The sequence below is a fragment of the Arsenicicoccus bolidensis DSM 15745 genome, from assembly GCF_000426385.1.
GTDB classification, from domain to species: domain Bacteria; phylum Actinomycetota; class Actinomycetes; order Actinomycetales; family Dermatophilaceae; genus Arsenicicoccus; species Arsenicicoccus bolidensis.
In genome coordinates this window covers 18,810-39,047 of the sequence record NZ_AUFG01000034.1, presented here as the reverse complement: position 1 = coordinate 39,047, position 20,238 = coordinate 18,810, and the positions used below count along the sequence as shown (strand labels likewise).

At 73.0% G+C, this 20,238-nt stretch carries 19 protein-coding genes; 11 read left to right on the top strand and 8 right to left on the bottom strand.

The annotated features are described in order from the left end of the window. Nucleotides 1-439: 439 nt before the first annotated feature. Nucleotides 440-1,813 carry a histidine--tRNA ligase gene (hisS, locus tag K313_RS0115410; protein WP_029212367.1) on the bottom strand — a complete coding sequence of 458 codons (1,374 nt, stop codon included), beginning with the start codon at nucleotides 1,811-1,813 and terminating at the stop codon, nucleotides 440-442. A gap of 6 nt (nucleotides 1,814-1,819) precedes the next feature. Then, the gene (locus tag K313_RS0115405) at nucleotides 1,820-2,521 is read right to left on the bottom strand and encodes an MBL fold metallo-hydrolase (protein ID WP_029212366.1); all 702 of its coding nucleotides are present in this window, start codon (nucleotides 2,519-2,521) and stop codon (nucleotides 1,820-1,822) included. 207 nt (nucleotides 2,522-2,728) lie between these two features. Between K313_RS0115405 and K313_RS0115400 the strand changes: the two genes are divergently transcribed. The 11 genes from K313_RS0115400 (at nucleotide 2,729) to K313_RS0115350 (ending at nucleotide 12,845) form a co-directional block, all read left to right on the top strand. Further along, the gene (locus tag K313_RS0115400) at nucleotides 2,729-3,592 is read left to right on the top strand and encodes a peptidylprolyl isomerase (RefSeq protein WP_029212365.1); all 864 of its coding nucleotides are present in this window, start codon (nucleotides 2,729-2,731) and stop codon (nucleotides 3,590-3,592) included. Next, nucleotides 3,589-5,469, top strand: coding sequence for a DUF349 domain-containing protein (locus K313_RS21385; protein WP_084412919.1), 1,881 nt, complete (start codon nucleotides 3,589-3,591; stop codon nucleotides 5,467-5,469). Before K313_RS0115400 ends, K313_RS21385 begins: the two co-directional genes overlap by 4 nt. Before the next feature lie 299 nt (nucleotides 5,470-5,768). Further along, nucleotides 5,769-6,695 (top strand): ABC transporter ATP-binding protein, encoded by a 927-nt coding sequence (locus K313_RS0115390; protein ID WP_029212363.1) that lies wholly within the window; start codon nucleotides 5,769-5,771, stop codon nucleotides 6,693-6,695. After that, nucleotides 6,692-7,495 (top strand): ABC transporter permease, encoded by an 804-nt coding sequence (locus K313_RS0115385; protein ID WP_029212362.1) that lies wholly within the window; start codon nucleotides 6,692-6,694, stop codon nucleotides 7,493-7,495. The genes K313_RS0115390 and K313_RS0115385 overlap by 4 nt, the downstream gene beginning before the upstream one ends. A 47-nt stretch (nucleotides 7,496-7,542) precedes the next feature. Further along, nucleotides 7,543-8,811 carry a sensor histidine kinase gene (locus K313_RS21380; RefSeq protein WP_169516850.1) on the top strand — a complete coding sequence of 423 codons (1,269 nt, stop codon included), beginning with the start codon at nucleotides 7,543-7,545 and terminating at the stop codon, nucleotides 8,809-8,811. After that, nucleotides 8,808-9,500, top strand: coding sequence for a response regulator (locus K313_RS0115375; protein WP_084412921.1), 693 nt, complete (start codon nucleotides 8,808-8,810; stop codon nucleotides 9,498-9,500). The genes K313_RS21380 and K313_RS0115375 overlap by 4 nt, the downstream gene beginning before the upstream one ends. Before the next feature lie 68 nt (nucleotides 9,501-9,568). Then, nucleotides 9,569-9,922, top strand: a complete 354-nt coding sequence (locus K313_RS0115370) for a GntR family transcriptional regulator (RefSeq protein WP_029212359.1) — start codon at nucleotides 9,569-9,571, stop codon at nucleotides 9,920-9,922. After that, nucleotides 9,919-10,890, top strand: a complete 972-nt coding sequence (locus K313_RS0115365) for a DUF1648 domain-containing protein (protein ID WP_029212358.1) — start codon at nucleotides 9,919-9,921, stop codon at nucleotides 10,888-10,890. Before K313_RS0115370 ends, K313_RS0115365 begins: the two co-directional genes overlap by 4 nt. An 82-nt stretch (nucleotides 10,891-10,972) precedes the next feature. Beyond that, nucleotides 10,973-11,170: a PLD nuclease N-terminal domain-containing protein gene (locus K313_RS0115360; protein WP_029212357.1), complete on the top strand. Its 198-nt coding sequence runs from the start codon at nucleotides 10,973-10,975 to the stop codon at nucleotides 11,168-11,170. Beyond that, nucleotides 11,167-12,108, top strand: coding sequence for an ABC transporter ATP-binding protein (locus K313_RS0115355; RefSeq protein WP_029212356.1), 942 nt, complete (start codon nucleotides 11,167-11,169; stop codon nucleotides 12,106-12,108). Before K313_RS0115360 ends, K313_RS0115355 begins: the two co-directional genes overlap by 4 nt. After that, nucleotides 12,105-12,845: a hypothetical protein gene (locus K313_RS0115350; protein WP_029212355.1), complete on the top strand. Its 741-nt coding sequence runs from the start codon at nucleotides 12,105-12,107 to the stop codon at nucleotides 12,843-12,845. The genes K313_RS0115355 and K313_RS0115350 overlap by 4 nt, the downstream gene beginning before the upstream one ends. A 14-nt stretch (nucleotides 12,846-12,859) precedes the next feature. Here K313_RS0115350 and K313_RS0115345 read toward each other — a convergent pair whose 3' ends face one another. The 6 genes from K313_RS0115345 to K313_RS21375 are packed head-to-tail and all read right to left on the bottom strand — an operon-like array spanning nucleotide 12,860 to nucleotide 20,163. Further along, nucleotides 12,860-13,570, bottom strand: a complete 711-nt coding sequence (locus K313_RS0115345; RefSeq protein ID WP_029212354.1) for a GNAT family N-acetyltransferase — start codon at nucleotides 13,568-13,570, stop codon at nucleotides 12,860-12,862. Between the two features lie 9 nt (nucleotides 13,571-13,579). After that, on the bottom strand, nucleotides 13,580-15,997 hold the full coding sequence (locus K313_RS0115340) for a RelA/SpoT family protein (protein ID WP_084412915.1): 2,418 nt from the start codon (nucleotides 15,995-15,997) through the stop codon (nucleotides 13,580-13,582). A gap of 20 nt (nucleotides 15,998-16,017) precedes the next feature. Beyond that, a complete protein-coding gene (locus tag K313_RS0115335; protein WP_029212352.1) occupies nucleotides 16,018-16,572 on the bottom strand; it encodes an adenine phosphoribosyltransferase in 555 nt (184 codons plus the stop codon). 11 nt (nucleotides 16,573-16,583) lie between these two features. Next, the gene (gene secF / locus K313_RS0115330) at nucleotides 16,584-17,858 is read right to left on the bottom strand and encodes a protein translocase subunit SecF (RefSeq protein ID WP_029212351.1); all 1,275 of its coding nucleotides are present in this window, start codon (nucleotides 17,856-17,858) and stop codon (nucleotides 16,584-16,586) included. Continuing rightward, nucleotides 17,855-19,828: a protein translocase subunit SecD gene (gene secD, locus K313_RS0115325; RefSeq protein WP_029212350.1), complete on the bottom strand. Its 1,974-nt coding sequence runs from the start codon at nucleotides 19,826-19,828 to the stop codon at nucleotides 17,855-17,857. Before secD ends, secF begins: the two co-directional genes overlap by 4 nt. Beyond that, the gene (locus tag K313_RS21375) at nucleotides 19,828-20,163 is read right to left on the bottom strand and encodes a preprotein translocase subunit YajC (RefSeq protein WP_050993340.1); all 336 of its coding nucleotides are present in this window, start codon (nucleotides 20,161-20,163) and stop codon (nucleotides 19,828-19,830) included. Before K313_RS21375 ends, secD begins: the two co-directional genes overlap by 1 nt. Nucleotides 20,164-20,238 lie beyond the last annotated feature (75 nt).

Here is a 20,238-nt window from a genome sequence, read left to right as displayed (position 1 = left end):
GTCGGCTGGCGGCCTCGGGCTCAACCCGACGCACCCCGGCAGGTCACTACCTGTCGGCTGGCGGCCTCGGGCTCAACCCGACCCGGCCCGGCAGGTCACTTCCCGTCGGCTAGCCGCCGCGGCTCAACCCGACCCGCCCCGACAGGTCACGTCCCGTCGCCCAGCGGCCTCGGGCCCGACCCGACCCGCCCCGACAGGTCACGTCCCGTCGGCTGGCGGACTCGGGCCCGACCCGACCCGCCCCGACAGGTCACATCCCGTCGGCTGGCGGCCTCGGGCCCGACCCGACCCGCCCCGACAGGTCACATCCCGTCGGCGGCCGCCCTGGGCTCAACCCGACGCGCCCCGACAGGTCACGTCCCGTCGGGTGCCCGCCCTGGGCTCAACCCGACGCGACCCGACAGGTCACGTCCCGTCGGGTGCCCGCCCGGAGCGGGGCTCAGGCCTCGACGCGCTCGAGGGACGGACGGAGGTCCTCCGCGGGCGGGGTCCAGGTGGCAGCCTCGGCGTCGACCTGCTCGCCGGACCGGATGTCCTTGACCGAGTCGGACGCGCCGTCGGCCCCGAGGAACCACACGAACGGGATCGAGCGACGGTCGGCGAACTTGATCTGCTTGCCGAACTTCGCTGCGCTGGGGGCGATCTCGGTGGCGATGCCACGACCGCGCAGCTCCGCGGCGACGGCCATCGCGCGGGCACGGTCCTCCTCGACGCCGAGCGCGACGACGACGCAGGTGGGCGTCGGGCGGGACGCGCGGACCACGCCGGTCGACACGAGCCTGGCCAGGAGCCGGGACAGGCCGATCGAGATCCCCACCCCCGGATAGGTGGTGCGCCCGTCGGAGGCCAGGGCGTCATACCGACCGCCGGAGCAGATCGAGCCGTAGGACTCCTGCCCGACCAGCTGGGTCTCGTAGACCGTGCCGGTGTAGTAGTCCAGGCCACGCGCGACGCGCAGGTCGGCGACGAGGACACCGGGGCGCTGGGCCATGGCGGCCTCCATGACGGCGGTGAGCTCGGCCAGGCCCTCGTCGAGGGTCGGGTGCGAGACCCCGAGCGCCCGCACCCGGTCGGCGAAGGACGTGTCGGTGGAGGAGATCTCGGCGAGCGCGAGGCACTGCCCGATCTGCTCGTCCGTCGCGCCGGCCTCTGCCAGGAGCTCGGTGACGCCCTCCGGCCCGATCTTGTCGAGCTTGTCGACGATCCGCAGGGTCCCGACGACGTCGGTCAGGCCGAGCCCGAGGTAGAAGCCCTCGGGGATCTTGCGGTTGTTGACCTGGATCCGGTACTCCCCGATCGGGAGCTTGCTGAAGACGTCGGCGATCACCAGCGGCATCTCCGCCTCGTAGTGCGCGGCCAGCGAGCCCGCGTCGACGATGTCGATGTCGCACTGGGTGAACTCGCGGAAGCGGCCCTCCTGGGGACGCTCGCCGCGCCAGACCTTCTGGATCTGGTAGCGGCGGAAGGGGAAGGTCAGCTTGCCGGCGTTCTCCAGGACGTAGCGGGAGAACGGCACGGTCAGGTCGAAGTGCAGGCCGAGCGCCTTGTCGGGGTCGCCGGCCTCGGCGTCGGGGTCGGTGGCGCTGCCGCCGTCGGCGTCGCCGGCGAGGCGGTGCACGCCGTAGATCTCCTTGTCGGCGTCACCGCCCTTGCCGACCAGTCGCGAGACGGGCTCGACGGCGCGGGTCTCGACGCTGACGAAGCCGTGCAGCTCGAAGGTCTCGCGGATGACGTCGAGGAAGAGCTGCTCGACGACGCGCTCGGCGGGCAGCCACTCGGGGAAGCCGGACAGGGGGGCGATCTTGACGCTCACGGTGGATCAGAGTCCTTTGAGGTAGGGGTTGGTGGCCCGCTCGCGCTCCATGGTGGTCGCGGGGCCGTGGCCGGGCAGGATCAGGGTGTCGTCGGCGAGCGGGAGCACCACGTCGCGCAGGCTGCGCATCATGGCCTCGTGGTCGCCGCCGGGCAGGTCGGTGCGTCCGACGGAGCCGGCAAAGAGCACGTCTCCGGCGAGCACGGTGCGCTCGGCCTCGACGGGGATGCCGTCGGGCGTGCCGGGGAGCGTGAACATCACCGACCCCTCGGTATGCCCGGGCGCGTGCGCCACGTCGACGCCGAGCCCGGCCAGGTCGAGGTGCTGGTGGTCGACGATCGACTCGACGCGCGGCGGCTCGCGCCAGGACCACGCGCGCCCGAACTGCTGCTCGAACATCGCGACCAGCTGCGGGTCGAGCGAGGCGGCCGGGTCGGCGAGCCGATAGCGGTCGTCGGCATGGATGTATGCCGCCAGGTCGGCGTCGTCGCCCGTGGTGCACACCGGGGTCACCGAGTGGACGTGGTCGACGTGACCGTGGGTCAGCAGGACGGCGGCCGGCTTGAGGCGGTGCTCCGTGAGGACGGCGCGGAGCTGCTCGACCACGCCGATGCCCGGGTCGACGACGAGGCACTGCTCGCCGGCGGCCGGGGCCACGACATAGCAGTTGGTGGCGAAGGCCTGGGCGGGGAAAGCGAGTACGAGCACCGCGTCAGCCTACTGGGAGGCCGGGGACGCGCGGGGACGGGGCGTCGCCCGCGAGATCCGGTCGGCCGCGCCTCCCGCGGCCGGTGGGAGGGCAGGTATGGCGCCCTCCCCGGCAACCGGAGCAGCGTCTTCGCCCTGTCGGCGAGATGCGTCCGCTGCAGGCGCGGCGGACGAGGCCTCGCGGTGGCCTTCCCTAGACTCGGGCGCGTGACGAGGGAGCAGGAGCGCGCGCGGGCCAGGCGGCGCCACGACAAGGTCCAGGCCGCGCAGCAGCGCAAGGCGGAGAAGCGCGAGCGGACGCGACGCCTGGTGGCGGTGATCGCGACGGTGGCGATCGTGCTGGCGACGGTGGTCGGGGTGGCGCTGTCAATGCGGCCGCGCGGTGACTCGACCGATGCCGCCGGCGCCACGGCAGCGAGCACACCTGCGGCGACCCCGTCCGGCATACCTCCGTCCGGCGCGGCCTCCCCCACCGGCACCGCCTCGGGGCGCTGCACGACGCCGCCCGCGCTGCAGACCAAGCCCCAGCAGTTCACGGCCGTCCCGGACAAGGCGACCGCCGAGGGCGCGACCTGGGTGGCGACGCTGCGGACCAGCTGCGGTCCGGTCACGCTCGAGCTCGACGGCAAGGCCGCGCCGCAGACGGTCGCGTCCTTCCTGCACCTGGCCCGCGAGGGCTACTGGGCTCCCAGCCCGTGCCACCGCCTGACCACCGGGGGCCTGTCGGTCCTGCAGTGCGGCGACCCGACGGGCACGGGTGCGAGCTCCCCCGGCTACGGCTTCGGCATCGAGAACGCGCCCGCGGACGGGGCCTATCCCCGCGGCGTGATCGCCATGGCCCGCACGCAGGACCCCAACAGCAACGGCGGCCAGTTCTTCGTCGTCCACCAGGCCTCGACGCTGCCCACCGACGGAGGTGGCTACTCGATATTCGGCAAGGTCACCGGCGGGATGGATATTGTGGACCAGATCGCCGCGGCGGGGTCCGACGACTCCAACGGCCAAGGCGACGGCCGTCCGAAGACCCCGATCAGCATCCTCGAGGTCTCCGTCACCAAGAAGAAGGCATGACTGTGTCCGATCAGCCCGAGCAGCCGACCACCCAGCCCGTCGACGCCGAGGTCGACGCTGCCGTGTCGTCCGAGGCCCCGCAGGCCGCCCCCGCCGAGACCGGCGTCGAGGCGCCGGCGGAGGAGAGCGTGCCTGCCGACGCGGACAGCACCGTCGCCACCGAGACGAGCACCTCCGCGAGCGAGGGTAGCGACGTCACTCCCGAGGCCACCTCCTCGGCCAGCGAGGGCGTCACCATGGACGAGGTGGCCGCCGCGCCGGCCACCGAGGAGACCGCCCCCGCCGAGCAGGCTGACGCAGCGCCGGAAGCCAAGCCCACCGCGGAGGAGTCGGTTCCCTCCGAGGAGCCTGTCGCGGCGCCGGAAGCCAAGCCCACCGCGGAGGAGTCGGTTCCCTCCGAGGAGCCTGTCGCGGCCCAGGAGGCCACGCCCGCCGCCGAGGACGCCCCCGCGGCGGAGACTCCGGCCGCGGACGCGAAGCCCGCGGCCGCACCGGCCCCGAGCTCCGCGCCCAGCGCCGTCCCGACCCCGGCCGCCGTGCCGACCCCGGCCGCGATGCCGAAGCCCCCGGCTCGTCCGGCCCCCGCGTCCCCGTCGGGCGTGCCGGCGCCGATCACCCCGCCCGCCGGCCCGCCGAGCAACGCGGCGACCTTCGGCCGGGTGGCCGAGGACGGCACCGTCTACGTCCGGACCCCGGACGGCGAGAAGGCCGTCGGTTCCTACCCGGGTGCGAGCAGCGAGGAGGCCCTGGCCTACTTCGCCCGCAAGTACGACGAGATGTGGGCGGCGGCCGAGCTCCTCTACCACCGCGTGCTGCAGACCGGCCTGTCCGCCAAGGAGGCCACCGAGGACCTCGCCAAGCTGCGCGAGCACATCGGTGAGGCCAACGTCGTCGGCGACCTGCCCGGCCTGGACGCCAAGGTCGAGTCCATCGCCACCGCCATCGAGGCGCGCCGTCAGGTGGAGGCGACCGAGCGCGCCGCCGCCCGCGACCAGGCCCGCACCGAGCGCGAGGCGATCGTCGCCGAGGCCGAGAAGATCGCGGCCCAGGACCCCGCCAAGACGCAGTGGAAGGCCAGCGGCGCCCGCATCCGCGAGCTGCTCGACGACTGGAAGAAGCACCAGCGCTCGTCGGTCAAGCTCGACCGCGAGTCCGAGAACTCTCTCTGGCAGCGGTTCAGCGCGGCCCGCAACTCCTTCGACAAGGCCCGCCGGGTCTACTTCGCCGAGCTGGAGTCCACCCAGTCCGAGGCCAAGGCCGCCAAGGAGAAGCTCGTCGCCGAGGCCGAGAAGCTCTCGGCCAGCAAGGAGTGGGGCCAGACCGCGGGCGCCTTCAAGCGTCTGATGGACCAGTGGCGCAGGGCCGGACGCGCCGGGCGCAAGGAGGACGACGAGCTGTGGGGCCGCTTCAAGGCCGCCCAGGACGCGTTCTTCAACGCCAAGGACGAGGTCTCGGCCGAGGAGGACAAGGTGTTCCGCGCCAACCTCGAGGTCAAGGAGGGTCTGCTCGACCAGGCCCGGGCGCTGCTGCCGATCAAGGACCTCAACGCCGCCAAGTCCGCGCTGCGCACCATCCAGGACAAGTGGGACGCCGCCGGCAAGGTCCCCCGCTCCGAAATGGGCCGCGTCGAGGGCGAGCTGCGCAAGGTCGAGCAGACCGTGCGTGACGCCGAGGACGCGAAGTGGAAGAAGTCGAACCCGGAGGTCAACCACCGGGCGTCGGCCTTCGCCGAGCAGATCGAGAAGGCGCTGGAGAAGGAGAACAAGGCCCTCGACAAGGCCAGGGCCTCCGGCGACGAGAAGAAGATCAAGGCCGCCGAGGAGTCCCTCGCCTCCCGCCGGGCCCTGCTCGAGATGGTCCACAAGGCCCAGGCCTGACCTACCTCAGGTAGGCACATCCGCCCGACTTCGCACGCCAGGCGGATGTGACCGCCTCAGGTAGGCACATCCGCCCGACTTCGCACGCCACGGGGATGTGACGAAGCCCGGCCGACGTGTCGAGGTCAGGCTGATCCGGCCAGGGGCCCGCACCCGCGAGGGGGCGGGCCCCTCGGCATACGACCCGGGGTGGATCGTCGACCGAGGCCCGACCCCCGGCGTGCTCCACCGATCGGTGGAGGGCCGGTGTGGCCACCCGGTCGATGCCGCCGGGGTGGGTCCGCGAGCACGCTGGGGGCATGTCCCTCATCCACGTCTCGTCCCTCACCAAGTCGTATGACGCCCGACCGGTCGTCCGCGGCGTCGACCTCGACGTCGAGGCCGGCGAGATCGTCGGCGTCCTCGGCCCCAACGGCGCCGGCAAGTCGACCCTGGTGGAGTGCATCGGCGGTCTGCGCCGCCGCGACTCCGGCACGGTCCGCGTCGACGGGCTCGACCCCGACGATGACCCGCCCGCGCTGCGCGCCATCCTCGGCATGCAGCTGCAGGAGGCTCGCCTGCCCAAGAAGACGACGCCCCGCGAGGTCCTCGACCTCTACCGCTCCTTCTATCCCGCCCCTCGGGACACCGACGAGCTGCTCGCACGCTTCGGTCTCTCGGCCCAGGCGGACCAGCGCTTCGAGCGCCTCTCGGGTGGCCAGCAGCAGCGGCTGTCGGTGGCCCTCGCCCTGGTCGGCAACCCGCGCATCGCCATCCTCGACGAGCTGACCACCGGTCTGGACCCGGCCGCGCGCCGCGAGATCTGGGACTTCCTCGCCGAGCTGCGGCGCGACGGCGTCACGATCCTCCTGGTCACCCACTTCATGGAGGAGGCGCAGCACCTCTGCGACCGCGTCGCGATCCTCGACGGCGGCCGGGTGACGGCCTTCGACTCCCCCGACGCGCTCGCCAGCGCCGCCGGCGGCGTCCAGCGCATCCGGTTCACCCCGTCGCGACCGCTCGGAGGGCAGGAGACCGCCCGGCTGCTCGACCTGCCCGACGTCACCGACCTGACGGTCGACGGCGACCGCGTCACCGTCACCGGCGGCGAGGACGCGGTCGGCGCCCTCGTGACCCACCTCGCGGCGATCGGGGTCAGCGCGCGCGGGCTCCGCGTCGAGGCGCCCAACCTGGACGACGCCTACCTGTCCCTCACCACCCCGCACCGATCCGAGGACCAGCGATGACCTCCACGCCCTCCACGCCCTCCACCCCGTCCGCCACCGCGAGGGTCGCCCCGCAACCCCGCCGGTCGGCACTCGGGGCCATGACCGCCAACGAGTCCCGTCTGCTGCTGCGCGAGCCTGGGCTGGTGGTCTGGGCCGTGCTCATCCCCGTGGTCGCCGACGTCGTCCTGGCTCTCGTGCCCGCCACCCGCACCGCGTCCGCGGACCTCGGCGGCTGGAGCTTCTCCCAGGTCTACCTGCCGGTGCTCGTGCTGTTCACGGCCAGCCTGCTCACGGTCCAGGGCATGCCCACGATCCTGGCGCAGTACCGCACCGACGGCGTGCTCAAGCGCCTCCGCACGACCCCGGTCTCGCCCGCCGTGCTGCTGGGCGCCGTGATGATCTCCCTCGGCGCGGTGACCCTGGTCGTGGCCGTCGCGATGGTGGCGATCCCCACCGTCCTGGGCAACCCACCGCCCGGCAACGTCCTGGCCTTCGCGCTCGTCACCGTGCTGTCCCTCGGCGCGTTCCTGTCCATCGGCGGCCTCGTCAGCGCCCTCGCCACCAACCCCCGCATGGCCACCGGCGTGGGCACGGTCCTCACCTTCGTCCTGTGGTTCTTCGCGGGGATGTGGGTGCCGCGCTCGGTGTTCCCCGAGCTGCTCGCACGGATCGCGGACCTCACGCCGAGCGGCGCCGCCTCCGGGGCGATGCTGGACGCCTTGCACGGCTCGTGGCCCTCGCTCGCGCAGCTCGCGGTGCTCCTCGCCTGGACGGTCGTGCCCGCCGCGGTGGCCGCCCGCGCGTTCCGGTGGGAGTGATCACGCGGGCGGGCCGGCATACGGCCGGAGGGAGGATGATGGCGAGCATGGCCAGCACGATCGGCGTCGCCGCAGCACCCGCATCGCTGCCCCATGCGGGTGGCGCCTCGCGCAGGCTCCCCCAGCTGGTGCCCGTCGGTCTCGTGCTCGCCGCCACCGCGCTCTGCCTGGGGACGCGGGACCTCTTCACCCCCGACCTGTCGGCGTGGGCCTATGCCGGGATCGCCCTGGTGCTGCTCGTCTTTCGCGGGTGGTGGGAACGCTGGGGCGCGCACGGCAGGGTGTCCGGGACGCTGGGTTTCGTCCTGCACTCGCTGGCCTGCCTGGCCCTGTGCGCGCTGCACCCGCTCTACGGCTTCTACGCCTTCGTGGGCTACTTCGACGCCGTCCGCGTCTTTCGCTGGCCCGTCCTGTGGCTGGGCATCCTCGCCGTCGCCACCGCCACCGGCCTGTCCCAGGCGGGGGGCGTGCACGGCGTGTGGGCGGTGCCCTGGCTGTATGTCCTGCTCGTCCTGATCAACGCGGGGCTCTCGGGGACGATGATCGCCGTCGAGCACCGCCGTGAGGAGGCCGTGACGCGGCGGGAGGAGGCGATCCGGCTCCTCGAGACCGCCCAGCGCGAGAATGCCGCCCTGCAGGCGCAGCTCGTCGCCCAGGCCCGCGAGTCGGGGATCCTCGAGGAGCGGGCGCGCCTGTCGCGCGAGATCCACGACACCGTCGCGCAGGGCCTGCTCGGTGTCATCACCCAGCTCGAGGCCGTCGACGTCGCCGACCCGTCGACGCAGGCCCGCATCGATCGGGCCGGCCGAGCCGCTCGCGAGAGCCTCGCCGAGGCCCGCCGGGCCGTCGTCGCGCTCGCGTCCCCGCACCTCGACGGCGCGGACCTGACGACCGCCCTGCACGGCCTGGTGCGCCGGTGGGGCGAGAGCGCGGACGTCGCCGCCACGATGGTCGTCGAGGGCCCGCCCGGCCCGAGCCCGCACGACGCGGAGCTGGTGCGCATCGCGCAGGAGGCGCTGTCCAACGTCGCGCGCCACGGCGACGCACGGCGGGCGACGCTCACCCTGACCTTCACGCCCGAGGAGGTGCGGCTGGACGTGCGCGACGACGGCCGGGGGTTCGTGGTGGCGGACCCCGGCGACGCCGGCCCAACCAACGCCGGCCCCACCCGCCCGGTCGACCCCGTGGGCTCCCACGCCCACCGCGGGCACGGCATCGCGGGCATGCGCGCGCGCCTCGAACGGTGCGGTGGCTCCTTCGCCGTCGAGAGCGCCCCCGGTCGCGGGTGCGTGGTGAGCGCGGCGGTGCCCCGATGAAGCCCCAGCACGACCCCAGCAGCCCTGCCTGTGCCGTCTCCCCCGACCGACCCTGCGCGCTGTCGGTGGTCGTGGTGGACGACCACCCCGTGGTCCGCGACGGGCTGCGCGGGATGTTCGAGCGGGAGCCCGACGTCGAGGTGGTCGGGGAGGCGGCCAGCGGCCCGGAGGCGCTCGCGGTCGTCGCGTCGCTCACCCAGGCGGGCCGCGCCCCCGACGTCGTGCTCATGGACCTTCGTATGCCGCTCGGCGACGGCATCACGGCGATCCGCGAGCTGCGCGCCCTGGATCCGGCCCGCCCCCGCATCCTCGTGCTCACCACCTACGACACCGACCGGGACATCGTGACGGCCATGTCGGCCGGCGCCGACGGCTACCTCCTCAAGGACACCCGCCGGGCCGACCTGGTCCGCGCGATCGTCGACCTGTGCGCCGGCCGCACCGCGCTCGCTCCCGGAGCGCTCGACGCGCTCACCGGACGCCGCTCCGGCACCGCCACCGAGCTGACCACGCGCGAGCTGGAGGTGCTGCGGGTCATCGCCCGGGGAGGCACCAACCGCAGCGCGGCCGAGCACCTGCTGGTGAGCGAGGCGACGGTCAAGACGCACCTGCTGCACGCCTACGCCAAGCTCGGGGTCGGCGACCGCGCGGCCGCGGTGCGCGTCGCCTACGAACGAGGCCTGCTGTAGCCCAGACCACAGCGCATGATCCTCGAACCGACTTGTTCTAGTTGCTCTAGAACAACTATGGTTGAGGGGTGCTCATCACCATCGACCCCGAGTCGACCGAGCCGCTCTACGGACAGCTCGTGTCGCAGGTCCGCGGCGCCATCCTCCGCGGTGACGTCGGCCCCGGCGACAAGCTCCCGAGCGCCCGCGACCTCGCCTCGAGCCTGGGGATCAACATGCACACCGTGCTGCGGGCCTACACGACGCTCCGCGACGAGGGCGCCATCGAGCTGCGTCGTGGCCGGGGCGCCGTGGTCACCGCCAAGGGCCTGGACACGGCCGAGCTCGAGCAGTCCGCGCGACACCTGCTCAAGGTGGGCCGCCGCCACGGCGTCACCCTCGCCCAGCTCCACACGCTCCTCGACCAGGAGGCCTCGTCATGACCAGCCGCACCACCCACCCCGGTCCGACCCCGGCCAGGCGTCGGGCCCTCGCCGTCTGCCTCGTCCCGGCGATCGGCTGCCTCGGCGCGCTGGGCGCCCTGCTCGTCCTGTGGTGGCCACGGCTGCCGGACCGCATGGCCACGCACTTCACGCTGGCCGGCGTGCCGGACCAGGTCGGCGCGACCGGGTCCCAGGTCGCCGGCTTCTGCGGCGCGCTCGTGGCGGTGGCGGTCGTCGGCGCCGTCGTGCTCACCCGCGCCCGGCCCGGCACGAGCGCCAAGGGGCTCGTCGCGGGCCTGGTCGCCGTCGAGGTCATCCTGTCCACGGTGTTCGCCCTGGTCCTGCGCGCCCACCTCGACCTCACCGACCCGTATGCCGCCCGCCTGCCCCTCCCGCCGGCCGCTGCAGCGGTGGCGCTGGCACTGCTCGCGGGGTGGCTCGCCGCCAAGGCCTGCCCGGAGGATCCCCCCGCCCCGGCACCCCGGGCCCCACGCCTGCGGCAGGAGCTGGCGCCCGGCACCCGCGCCGTCTGGATCTCCCGCACGGGGCAGGCGCGCTGGTTGAGCGTGGTCGTGGCGTCGACCTTCGTCGTGACCCTCGGACTCGTCGTCCTGGACGGCGACCAGGCCGTCGCGTGGGTGCCGGTCCTGATCGCGGTGATCGCGCTGGCCTTCACGGGCTTCCGCGTCACCGTCGACCCCCAGGGCCTGCGCTGGCGGGGCCGCCTCGGCCTCCCCCGCGGCCACGTCCCCCTCGAGGACATCGCCTCCGCCGAGGTCGTGCAGGTCGACCCGTCCCACTACGGCGGCTGGGGCTATCGCCTCTCCCCCGTCCACGGAACGGCCCTCGTGACCCGCGGCGGCTCGGCACTGCGCGTCACCCGCCGCGACGGCCGGCGGTTCACGATCACCGTCGACGATGCCGCGTCCGGCGCCGCCCTGCTCGAGGCCCTCTCGCACCGCGCCTGACCACCCACGCCACCCCACCCTTCCCGGCGCGTGACGCACCAGCCGCCACGCGCAGCTCCCGCACACCCTGATGGAGGTCCCCATGGACACCCGCACCCTCCTCGCCCTCGCACCCCTCGCGGCGCTCGCCCTCGGGCTCGTCGCGTGGTGCCTGGTCGACATCGCCCGCAGCCGGCGCACGCGACACCTGCCGCGCTGGGCCTGGGCCCTGCTCTGCCTCGCATCCTTCCCCGCCGGGGTCATCGCCTACCTGCTCCTCGGCCGGGAGCCGCGCTCATGAGCCTCGCCGTCCGCACCGAGCGTCTCGGCATCGACTTCGGCGGCGCTGTCGGCCTGCACGACGTCGACCTGCGCGTCCCCGAGGGCAGCGTCCACGCCCTGATCGGCCCCAACGGCGCGGGCAAGACGACGTTGTTCAGCCTGCTCACCGGCCTCGCGCGGGCCAGCACCGGGACCATCGCGACCAGCGGCCGGATCGCCTACTGCCCCGACACCCCCGAGCACGAGCCCTGGCTCACCGCAACCGAGGTCGTCGCCCAGTCCCGCAGCCTGGCCCGAGGCCCCGGTGGTCCGGCCCAGGACCGCGAGGTCCTCGACCGGTGCGGTCTCGGGAGCGCGGCCGGCCGTCGCGTCGGTGCCTTCTCCCGCGGTATGACGCAGCGGCTCGGCCTGGCCGCCACCATCGCCACCGGGGCCGCCGTCCTCGTCCTCGACGAGCCGACCTCGGCCCTCGACCCGTTCGGGCAGGCCGACGTCCTGGACCTGGTCCGCGAGCTCGGCCGCGACCGGACGGTCCTGGTCTCGAGCCACTCCCTGGCCGCCGTGGAGCAGGTGGCCGACACGGTCGCGATCCTGCACCAGGGGCGGCTGCGGTGGCAGGGGACGCTGGTGGACCTGCTCGGGTCACGGCTGCGGCCGGCCTGGCGCGTGCGCACCACGTCCACGGCGGCGGCCGAGCGACTCCGCCAGGCCCTGGCCCGCTCACCGGGCGTCACCGCCGTCGCGCCCGACGGCACCGTGGGCGTCGCGGTGACCTACGCCGACGTGGACACCGGGTTGCTCGCCCTGCCGGCGGCGCTGGCCGCGTCAGGGGTGCCGATCGTGTCGAGCGTCATGCAGGCGAGCGACCTGGACGGCGCCTTCGTCTCCCTCCTCGCGGACCTGGACCCGGATCTCGATTCGGGTCTCGACGACCGTCACGCCGGAGGGGCCCGATGAGCGCCTGGCGGGTCGAGTGGCTGAGGCTGGTGCGCACGCCGCGGCTGGCCTGCCTCCTCCTGGTCTTCACCTTCCTCGGCCTCGCCCAACCCGTCTTCGTGCGCTACGGCCCGCAGATCGTCGAGCGGCTGGGCGCCGGCGGCGGCGCCGGGGTCCAGCTGCCACCGCCGAGCGTCGAGCAGGCCCTGACCGCCTACCTCGGGCAGGCTGGCGGTCTCGGGATGCTCGTGGCGGTCGGCATCACGGTCGCGGCCTGCGCGGTCGACGCCAGCTACTCCCTGGCCGTCTACTACCGCACGCGATCCAGCCTCGTGGCCCAGCTGGTCCCGCGCCTCGTGACGGCCTGGGCCGCGGCGGTGGCGGCGTTCACGCTGGGGCTCGGCGCGGCGGCATACGAGACCGTCGTGCTCATCGACCCGATCGGCCCGGCCGCCTTGGCCCGGTGCTGGGCCGCGGGGGCGGCCTTCCTCACGCTCGCCTGCGCGGGAGCCCTCCTGGCGGCGGTGCTGAGCCGCAGCGTGCTCGCCGGGTTCGCCTGTGTGGCAGGGACCTTCATGGTCGTGGTCCCGCTGCTCAGCGCGCTGCCGACGCTGCGCCCCTGGGTGCCCACGCCGGCCCCCGCGGGCCTGCTCGACGCCCTGCCCTGGCGTCCCGTCCTGGTCGCCGTCGCGCTCGCGGTGGCGCTCGTGGCCGCAGCGCTGCTCGCCGCCCGGGACAAGCCCCTCCCCCGGCACTGACCCGCGGGCCGGGGTCAGACCAGGGCAGCGGTCGTCAGCTCGGACAGGCGGGACCGCTGCCGGCCGTCGGCGTCGAAGTTGCCCTCGGACAACCACTGCTCGTATGCCGGCCGCAGCCGCCGCCACTCGGCGTCCGTCATGGCGTACCACGCGGTGTCGCGGTTGCGGCCCTTGTAGACGACGGCGTGCCGGAAGGTGCCCTCGTAGGTGAAGCCGTAGCGCACCGCGGCCCGGCGGGAGGACTCGTTGAGGTCGTCGCACTTCCACTCGAGGCGGCGGTAGCCGAGCTCGTCGATCGCGTGCCGCGCCATGAGATAGATCGACTCGGTGCCGCCGCGGTGGTGCTGCATCTCGGGCGAGTAGACGATCGAGCCGATCTCGATCGATCCGTTGACCGGGCTGACGTTCCAGTACGACGCGGTCCCGACCACGCGGCCGGTCTCGTTGCCGATGATGGCCAGCGGGACGGTCGTGGGGTTGCGCATCTGCTTCTGGACGTAGGCGCCGAGCTCGGTGCTCGTGCGGAACGGACCGGCGGACATGTAGGTCCACAGCGGCTCGTTGCCCTCGCCGCAGGTCAGCTCGAACATGCTGGGCACGTGGTCCAGGGTGAGGTCCACCAGGGTCACCTCGTGGCCCTGCAGGCGCACGTCGCGGGGCAGGACGCGCGGGTGCCAGCCCCACACGTCGTCGCCGATGGGCTGGCCGAACTCGTTGCTACGCACGGACTTTCCTCACTGCTGCTCGATCTTGCGGGCCCCGCCGACCCGGCTGACGTCAAAGACGCCGTCGACCTTGCGGATGGCCCGCATGACGTGGTCGAGGTGCGCGGGGTCGCCCATCTCGAAGGTGAACCGGAAGGTCGCCACCCGGTTGGTCGTGGTCGACGAGCTGGACGACATGAGGTTGACGTGCAGGTCGGCGATGACGCGGGTGACGTCTGAGAGCAGGCGGGACCGGTCGAGCCCGTCCACCTGGATCTGCACGAGGAAGACCGACGAGGCCGTGGGCGCCCACTGCACGTCGATGAGCCGCTCCGGCTCCGACAGCAGCTCGGCGGCGTTGGTGCAGTCCCGCAGGTGCACCGAGACGCCGTGCCCGCGCGTGACGAAGCCGATGATGTCGTCGCCGGGCACGGGGGTGCAGCACTTGGCCAGCTTGACCCACACGTCGTCCGTGCCGACCACGACGACGCCGGGGTCGGTCGCGCGCACGCGGCGGGTCCGGCGGGACGGGGACACCGTCTCGGCGGCGTCCTCGGTCAGCCCCTCCTCGCCACCGGCCTGCGCGAGCATCTTGGACACGACGTGCTGCGCCGAGATCGTGCCGCCACCGACCGCGGCATACAGCCCGCTGATGTCCTGGTAGTGCAGCTCGCGCGCCAGTGCGGTCAGCGACTCGGCCGAGGTGAGGCGCTGGACGGGCAGACCCTGCTTGCGCATCTGCTTGGCGATCGCGTCCTTGCCGGACTCGATGGCCTCCTCGCGACGCTCCTTGGAGAACCACGCGCGGATCTTGTTGCGCGCCCGCGCGCTCTTGACGAAGTTGAGCCAGTCGTGGCTCGGGCCGGCGTCCGGCGCCTTGGACGTCAGCACCTCGACGACGTCGCCGTTCTCCAGCCGCGACTCGAGCGGGACGAGGCGACCGTTGACCCGGCCGCCGATGCAGTGGTGACCGACCTCGGTGTGCACGGCATACGCGAAGTCCACGGGCGTGGACCCCGAGGGCAGGCCGATGACCTCGCCCTTGGGGGTGAAGACGAAGACCTCCTGCGTGTTGATCTCGAAGCGCAGCGAGTCCAGGAACTCCCCCGGGTCGCTGGTCTCCTGCTGCCAGTCGACCAGCGAGCGCAGCCAGGACATGTCGGTCTGGCCGTCGTCGGTGGGGGCCGCGGTGCCGGGGCCGTCCTCCTTGTACTTCCAGTGCGCGGCGACGCCGTACTCCGCCCGCCGGTGCATGGTGTGCGTGCGGATCTGGATCTCGACGGGGTTGCCGCCCGGGCCGATGACCGTCGTGTGCAGCGACTGGTACATGTTGAACTTCGGCGTCGCGATGTAGTCCTTGAACCGCCCCGGCACCGGCGTCCAGCGCGCGTGCATCGCGCCCAGCGCGGCGTAGCAGTCGCGGACCGACTCCACGAGCACCCGGACCCCGACGAGGTCGAAGATCTCGTCGAACTCCTTCCCCCGCACGATCATCTTCTGGTAGACGGAGTAGTAGTGCTTGGGGCGACCGGTCACCGTCGCCTTGATCCGCGCCTGCGCCAGGTCGTGCAGCACCAGCTCGCGCACCCCGGCGAGGTACTCCTCGCGGGCGGGGGCGCGACCCGCGACGAGGTTCTCGATCTCGTCGTAGACCTTGGGGTAGAGCGTCGCGAAGGACAGGTCCTCGAGCTCCCACTTGATGGTGTTCATGCCCAGCCGGTGCGCGAGGGGGGCATAGATCTCGAGGGTCTCGCGCGCCTTGCGCTGGGCGGAGCTCGCCGAGACATAGCGCCAGGTCCGTGCGTTGTGCAGCCGGTCGGCCAGCTTGATCACGAGGACCCGTATGTCGCGGGCCATCGCGACCACCATCTTGCGGACGGTCTCCGCCTGGGCGGCGTCGCCGTAGTGGACCTTGTCGAGCTTGGTGACCCCGTCCACGAGGCGCGCGATCTCGTCGCCGAACTCGCGGCGCAGCTCGTCGAGGGAGTAGTCGGTGTCCTCGACGGTGTCGTGCAGCAGCGAGGCCGCGATGGTCGAGGGCGGCATGCCGAGGTCCGCGAGGATCGTGGAGACGGCGAGGGGGTGGGTGATGTAGGGGTCGCCGCTCTTGCGGAGCTGTCCCCGGTGGCAGCGCTCGGCCACGACGTAGGCGCGCTCGATGACGCTGGTGTCGGCCTTGGGGTGGGTCAGCTTGAGAGAGCGCAGGATCGGCTCGAGGACCGGGTTGGCGGACGTCCGCCCGCCGAAGCGCGCGAACCGCGCCCGCATCCGTGCCGAGCTCGGCAGCGGCACGGTGGGCTCGGACACCGCGGCGCTGGCCGCCGCTCCCGCAGGTGAGGGACCCAGCTCCGAGACGTTGGGGTCCGGCTCGGTGCGCAGGGCCGTGGCCTCGGCGTCGGGGCGAGACACCGGCAGGTCCGACCGGCTCCGCGCGTCCTGGTCCGTCATCCCGCCATCCTAGGCCGCGCTCAGCCCCGCACGAGCGAGGAGACCACGCGATCCACCAGCTGAGACCGGCCGCCGAGGGCGTCGATCTCCAGGACGAACTCGCAGGCGGCGACGGTCGCGCCGCACTGCTCGACCAGGCGGCAGGTCGCCGCGGCCGTGCCGCCGGTGGCGAGGACGTCGTCGAGGACGAGCACCCGCTGCCCCGCGTGCAGGGCGTCCTGGTGCATCTCGAGGGTCGCCGCGCCGTACTCGAGGGTGTAGTCCTCGGTGACGGTGGCGCCCGGCAGCTTGCCCGCCTTGCGGACGGGCACGAAGCCGACCCCCAGGACGTAGGCCACGGCGGCGCCGAGGATGAACCCCCGCGCCTCCATCCCCACGACGACGTCCACGTCACCGCGATGGCGGCGCGCCACGTCGTCGACGACCTGGACCAGGGCGGCGCCGTCGGCCAGCAGCGGCGTGAAGTCCTTGAACAGCACGCCGGGCTGCGGGAAGTCGGGAATGTCCCGCATCAGGGACGCGACCAGGTCGGCCACGCGCTGCTGCTCCGGGTCGGGGTGCGGGCTGGTCGGCATACGGCCGGTGCCTATCGCTTGGACCGCGGCGCACGCCGCGGCTGGTTGCGGGGACCGTCCTGCGTGACGCTCGGGTGCAGGGGCCGGCGACCCCCGTCGGCCGACGGGTGGGTCGGGCGGCGGGTCGCGGTCGCGGTGCCGGCCCGGGTGGCCGAGGTCGCGCCACCGGCCGCACCCGTGGCGACGTCGTCGGGGCTGGTCGCCGGCGTCAGGTCGGAGTCCAGCATGGAGCTGTGGGTGTCGTGCTTGCCGAGGTCGGACAGCAGGGTGCCGGAGAAGTTGGCGCCGCCCCGCGCCTCCTGGTAGCGGTGGGCGCGCTTGGCCTGCTCCTTCATGCCCGGCTCCCGCTCGCGCAGCATGGCCAGCACCGGGGTCGCGATGAAGACCGAGGAGTAGGCGCCGACCAGGATGCCGACGAGCAGCACCAGGGACAGGTCGAGCAGCACGCCCGGACCGATGACCAGCAGACCGACGATGAGCACGACGGTGACGGGGATGACCGACATCATCGAGGTGTTGATCGACCGCACCAGGGTCTGGTTGACGGCGAGGTTGGCCGCCTGGCTGAAGGTCTGGCGACCCGTGTGACCGGCCGCGCGGACGTTCTCCTTGACCTTGTCGAAGACCACGACGGTGTCGTAGAGCGAGTAGGCGAGGACGGTGAGGAAGCCGATCGTCGTCGCCGGGGTGATCTCGAAGCCCAGGAGGGTGTAGAGGCCGACGGTGATGACCATGTCGTGCAGCATCGCGATGAGCGCGGCCGCCGCCATCTTCCACGTGCGGAAGTAGAACGCGAGGACCACGGCGACGATCGCGAAGAAGATGAGCAGGGCGCGCAGGGCCTGCTGGCTCACCGACTGGCCCCACGACGGGCCGACGAAGGTGCTCGACACCTTGTCCTTGCCCACCTGGAACTCCTGGCCCAGGGCGTTGCTCACGGCCTGGGTCGGGGCGTCGGCGAGCTTCTCGGTCTGCACGCGGATTGAGCTGTCGCCGATCTTGGTGACCGTGACGTTGCCGGCCTGCTCCCCCGCCTTGGACGCCGCGTCCTGCACGGTGTCCTGGGCGCGGTTCTCGAAGCCCGAGATGTTGCGGACGTCGGAGACGCGGAACTCCGAGCCGCCACGGAACTCCAGGCCGAGGTTGAGGCCGCTGAAGGCCAGGGAGCCGATGCAGACGGCCAGCAGCAGGCCGGACAGCAGGAACCACACCTTGCGGCGACCGACGTAGTCGAGCCCGCGGCGACCGGTGTAGAGGTCGTTACCGAAATCAGCGACCTTGCTCACAGCACGGCCCCGCCTTCCTTGGTGTAGCTGCCCTCACGCTGCTTGGTGGCGGCGCGCTCGGTCTCCAGCGCCTCGAGCTCGGCGTCGGGGTCGCGGAACCGGCCGCGACCGACGTAGCGCGCCGGCTTGGCACCGAGGGCGTCCGGGTCGAAGCCCGAGAGCTTGTGCCCCTGGCCGAAGAACGTGGTGCGGGACAGCAGCGCCAGCATCGGGTGGGTGAAGAAGAAGACGATGATGACGTCGATGATCGTGGTCAGGCCGAGCGTGTAGGCGAAGCCGCGGACGTTGCTGGAGGCCAGCAGGTAGAGCACGACGGCGGCGATCAGGTTGACGGCGTCGGAGATGATCACGGTGCCCTTGGCCCGCTGCCACCCCGCCTCGACGGCCGCCGGGATCGAGCGACCCTCACGGATCTCGTCCCGCACGCGTTCGAAGTAGACGATGAACGAGTCGGCCGTCATACCGATCGACAGGATCAGGCCGGTGACGCCGGCCATGGACAGCCGGAAGTTCTGCGACCAGCCGAGCAGCGTGATGCACAGGTAGGTCAGCGCGGCGGCCGCGAGCAGCGAGGCCACGGTCACCAGGCCGAGAGCGCGGTACTGGATCAGCGCGTAGATCATGACCAGCACGAAGCCGATGGCGCCCGCGAGCAGACCCTTGCTGAGCTGGTCGGCGCCGAGCGTCGGGCTGACGGTGTCCTGCGTCTCGACGCGGAAGGACATCGGCAGGGCACCGAACTTCAGCTGCTGGGCCAGTGCCTCGGAGCTCGTGGCGTTGAACGACCCGGTGATGCTGGAGCGCCCGTCGAGGATCGGCACGGTGATGCGGGGGGCGACGATGACCTCGCCGTCGAGCACCGAGGCGAACTGGTTGCGCGGCGGCGGGAGGTTGAGCAGGCGCTTGGACAGGTCGGCGAACTTCTTGCCGCCGTCACCGGTCAGGGTGAGGTTGACGCCGTACTCCGTGCCCGTGCCGCCGGCCTGGTTGGGCTGCAGGCCGGACGTCGCGTCCGCGATGTCCTGGCCCTGCAGCTCGGCCGGGCCGAGGATGTACTTGGCGGCGCGGTCGGCCGAGCAGGTGACCAGGGGCTTGGAGGCATCGTCGGAGATCTTGAGGTCGAGGTTGGGATCGGTGCAGTTGAGCGCTTCGTACTGCGCCTGCACCTCGGGGGTCACCCAGGCGGGGTCGCTGGCGTTGGCCGGCTTGCCGCCGGTGCCGCTGGACGTCGGGGCCGGGGTCGCCGCGGGAGCAGCAGGCGTGGTGGCTGCGGGCGTGGTGGCTGCGGGGGCCGTCGGCGTGGCAGCAGGCGTCGTCGCGGCCGGCGCCGCAGGCGTGGCGGCCGGGGCCGACGGTGAGACGGTCACGGCGGGCGCGGCCTGGGCGGCGGCGGGAGGCACGACGGCCGGGGCGCCGCTCGGCGTCGCGGTGGCGGGGCTGCTCGGGGTCGAGGTGGCCGGAGCGCTCGCGGGAGCGCTGGGCTTCGCCGTGGCCGAGGCGGACCCGGTCGCAGGCGCGGTGGCCGTGCCGGTGGCCGTCCCCGTGGCGGTGGGCGTCGGGGCGGGCTGGGTCGTGCCGGGGCCCTCTACCAGGACGGGCCGGAAGCGCATCATCGAGGACTTCTTGAGCGAGTCGACGGTCTCCTGCGGCGTGCCCTTGGGCAGCGACACGACGATGTTGCGCCCACCCTGCGTGGAGACCTCGGCCTCGGCGACGCCGGACCCGTCCACGCGCTTCTGCATGATGTCGACGGCCTGGTTCATCGTCGACTCGTCGATCGCCCTGCCACCCTCGACCTGCGGCGCGAGCACCACCTGGGTGCCGCCGGCGAGGTCGAGGCCGAGCTTGGGCGTGGCCTGCGCGGTGCCCCAGGTGTTGACGCCGGCGAGCAGGGCGGCCAAGCCGAGCAGGAGCGTGGCGAACCAGACCAGGGTCCGGCGCGCTCCCCTGGTGCGAGGGTTGCGGGCCATCAGTCGGTGCCCTCGGAGAGGGTCGTCGTGGTGCCGGCGGCGGGAGCCTCACCCATGAGGGCACGCTCGTCGATGGTGATGACCACGCCCTGGGCCACCTCGACCTGCGCGACGCCGCCACCCCGGGACACGAGGGTCCCGATGATGCCGGAGGCGGTGACGATCCGCTGCCCGGGCTGGAGCGACCCGGCGCGGGACGCGGCCTCGCGCTGGCGTCGGCGCGTGGTCCACCAGAGCCACCCCAGCATGAGCAGGGGGAGCAGGAAGATGAGGTAGGACAGAGCCCCTTGGTCGTTCTGCGCCGCAGCGGCGACGAACGGGGTGGCAGAGATCATCGACACGTTCTCTCGATCGGATGGTCTGCCAAGATCGTCGGGCCCTGGGATGACGCAGAGTGAAGACCTTGACAC

What these genes read in the sequence shown, in the direction of transcription:
- K313_RS0115335 (WP_029212352.1), bottom strand. Translation starts at nt 16,572, where the DNA reads ATGCCGACCAGCCCGCACCCCGACCCGGAGCAGCAGCGCGTGGCCGAC.
- K313_RS0115385 (WP_029212362.1), top strand. Translation starts at nt 6,692, where the DNA reads ATGACCTCCACGCCCTCCACGCCCTCCACCCCGTCCGCCACCGCGAGG.
- K313_RS21375 (WP_050993340.1), bottom strand. Translation starts at nt 20,163, where the DNA reads ATGATCTCTGCCACCCCGTTCGTCGCCGCTGCGGCGCAGAACGACCAA.
- secD (WP_029212350.1), bottom strand. Translation starts at nt 19,828, where the DNA reads ATGGCCCGCAACCCTCGCACCAGGGGAGCGCGCCGGACCCTGGTCTGG.
- K313_RS0115350 (WP_029212355.1), top strand. Translation starts at nt 12,105, where the DNA reads ATGAGCGCCTGGCGGGTCGAGTGGCTGAGGCTGGTGCGCACGCCGCGG.
- K313_RS0115375 (WP_084412921.1), top strand. Translation starts at nt 8,808, where the DNA reads ATGAAGCCCCAGCACGACCCCAGCAGCCCTGCCTGTGCCGTCTCCCCC.
- K313_RS0115390 (WP_029212363.1), top strand. Translation starts at nt 5,769, where the DNA reads ATGTCCCTCATCCACGTCTCGTCCCTCACCAAGTCGTATGACGCCCGA.
- K313_RS21385 (WP_084412919.1), top strand. Translation starts at nt 3,589, where the DNA reads ATGACTGTGTCCGATCAGCCCGAGCAGCCGACCACCCAGCCCGTCGAC.
- K313_RS0115340 (WP_084412915.1), bottom strand. Translation starts at nt 15,997, where the DNA reads ATGACGGACCAGGACGCGCGGAGCCGGTCGGACCTGCCGGTGTCTCGC.
- K313_RS0115360 (WP_029212357.1), top strand. Translation starts at nt 10,973, where the DNA reads ATGGACACCCGCACCCTCCTCGCCCTCGCACCCCTCGCGGCGCTCGCC.
- K313_RS0115365 (WP_029212358.1), top strand. Translation starts at nt 9,919, where the DNA reads ATGACCAGCCGCACCACCCACCCCGGTCCGACCCCGGCCAGGCGTCGG.
- K313_RS21380 (WP_169516850.1), top strand. Translation starts at nt 7,543, where the DNA reads ATGGCCAGCACGATCGGCGTCGCCGCAGCACCCGCATCGCTGCCCCAT.
- K313_RS0115355 (WP_029212356.1), top strand. Translation starts at nt 11,167, where the DNA reads ATGAGCCTCGCCGTCCGCACCGAGCGTCTCGGCATCGACTTCGGCGGC.